The 1,795-nt window shown below is 44.6% G+C and carries 1 protein-coding gene and 1 pseudogene; both read left to right on the forward strand.

What is annotated here, in order from left to right; genetic code table 11:
* Positions 1–254: pseudogene (locus JET16_RS30445) on the forward strand (2-hydroxyglutaryl-CoA dehydratase); the annotation flags it as partial.
* A gap of 257 nt (positions 255–511) precedes the next feature.
* Entirely contained in the window at positions 512–1,633 is a 1,122-nt protein-coding gene (locus JET16_RS29710; protein WP_199624853.1) for an MGDG synthase family glycosyltransferase, read from the forward strand.
* Positions 1,634–1,795 lie beyond the last annotated feature (162 nt).

Below are 1,795 nucleotides of genomic sequence, written 5' to 3' on the forward strand. Positions count from 1 at the left end.
TATACAGCAGGGTGCAAATGATGTTGTTCAAAGCAAAGCAGTCCGCCCAGAAAGAGTTTGAAGAAGCTTTAAGGAAGAAGGGAATTACGGCGAAGCATCTTCTGAAATTAAGAAGTCGTTCGAAGTTCACTCATTCTTTGCAGACGAGCCGGCACTTCGTCGCTTGCACGGCGGCAAATATCGTATATGACACACGCGGCTTTTTAAACAGATTTTCTGCTCGGAGCAACAGAGAGGAACTTCAAGGGGTATAGAAGCGGTTCCGCCAAGATGTTAACGAAACTACACGTTAAGCGTCGATCATGTCGCTTGGCGTTTTTTCGTACTCTAATATCGATGTAACGGAATCCCCAACGCCCTGGCAAAAACATTCCCCGAGCCGGCGGGAATCACAAAAAAGAATGCCCCTCACAATCTGTCCTTACAGTCATAATCTCCGGATCAGTGCCTGAATACAGTTAATCAATTCGCGCATAATAGGTTTCAGAGAATTGTCAGCGGAGGAAACTTTGTGCATAAGAACGTATTAATCCTATCGGAAGCGTTCGGCAGCGGCCATACAAAAGCAGCGGAGGCATTGGCTGAAGGCGTTTCACTTCAGGAACCGTTAATCCAAACGCAAATCATCGAAATCGGAAAAATGCTTCACCCGGTCAAAAGTGAATTCATTCTCCGCACTTATAAGCAAATCATCGCGTCTTGTCCTTATGTATGGAAAAAAATATATCATCATCTGACAAAACAAAATGACACGGTTCCTCACTGGTTGCAGTTTACGATTTACCAGTTGGTTCACCGCAATATTGAAACGGTCCTGGAACAAATCAAGCCTGATTTGGTGATCTGTACGCATTATTTCAGCAGTTCATCGTTATCTCGGCTAAAAAAAATGGGGTATCCGGTGAGCTTATGTACGGTTATTACCGATTTTCACGCACACCGGGTGTGGGCTCAACCCGAAGTGGATCTCTATATTGTAGCGAATGATGAAGTATGTGGGCAATTAGTACAAATGGGAATTCCAAAACATAGGATATCAGTTTCCGGAATTCCAGTAACATCAAAGTTTTGGATGAAACGCAGCAAGCAAGAGGCAAGAAGAAAACTGAATTTGAAAAACATGCCTACCGTTTTGGTGATGGGAGGGGGACTCGGATTAGGAGGGATCGGCCATCTGGTTCATTGGTTAATGAAGTGGAAAGAAATCATCCAGATAATTATTTGTACCGGACACAACGATTCGCTCAGGATTTCGTTTGAGCGCGATAAACATCTTCGACACCCCCATATCGTTACTGTCGGATTTGTCGACAACATCGATGAATTACTGGATGCAGCGGACGTGCTGATCACGAAACCGGGCGGATTAACATCCTTCGAAGCATTGAGTAAAGGAGTTCCGATGCTTATTTATCAGCCGATTCCGGGGCATGAGGAATACAATTGCAATTATCTGGTGCAGAACCAGCTGGCCATTCGAATCAATAACCGGCAAGAAACGGATCGTTGGATCGAAAAGCTGCTGTTCTTTCCCGAAGCGTTCGAACGTTTATCTCAAAACATTGAACAGTTTCAACAAAAGATAGATCCGCAAGCCGGAGTGAAAGCAGTTATAGACCTTCTCACCCAATAATGAAACCACAATATTCGGAGAGGACATATGTACATGTATAACAATTCCAACGAACGTACATACTATAGCCGCGCCCGGGATATGAAACTGTTTTACCGTTTGTGGGAACCCGCTCACCCTAAAGGATTGATGCTTTTCCTTCATGGCGCCGGGGAACATTCC

It is taken from the genome of Paenibacillus alkalitolerans, from assembly GCF_016482785.1.
Lineage (GTDB): Bacteria > Bacillota > Bacilli > Paenibacillales > YIM-B00363 > Paenibacillus_AE > Paenibacillus_AE alkalitolerans.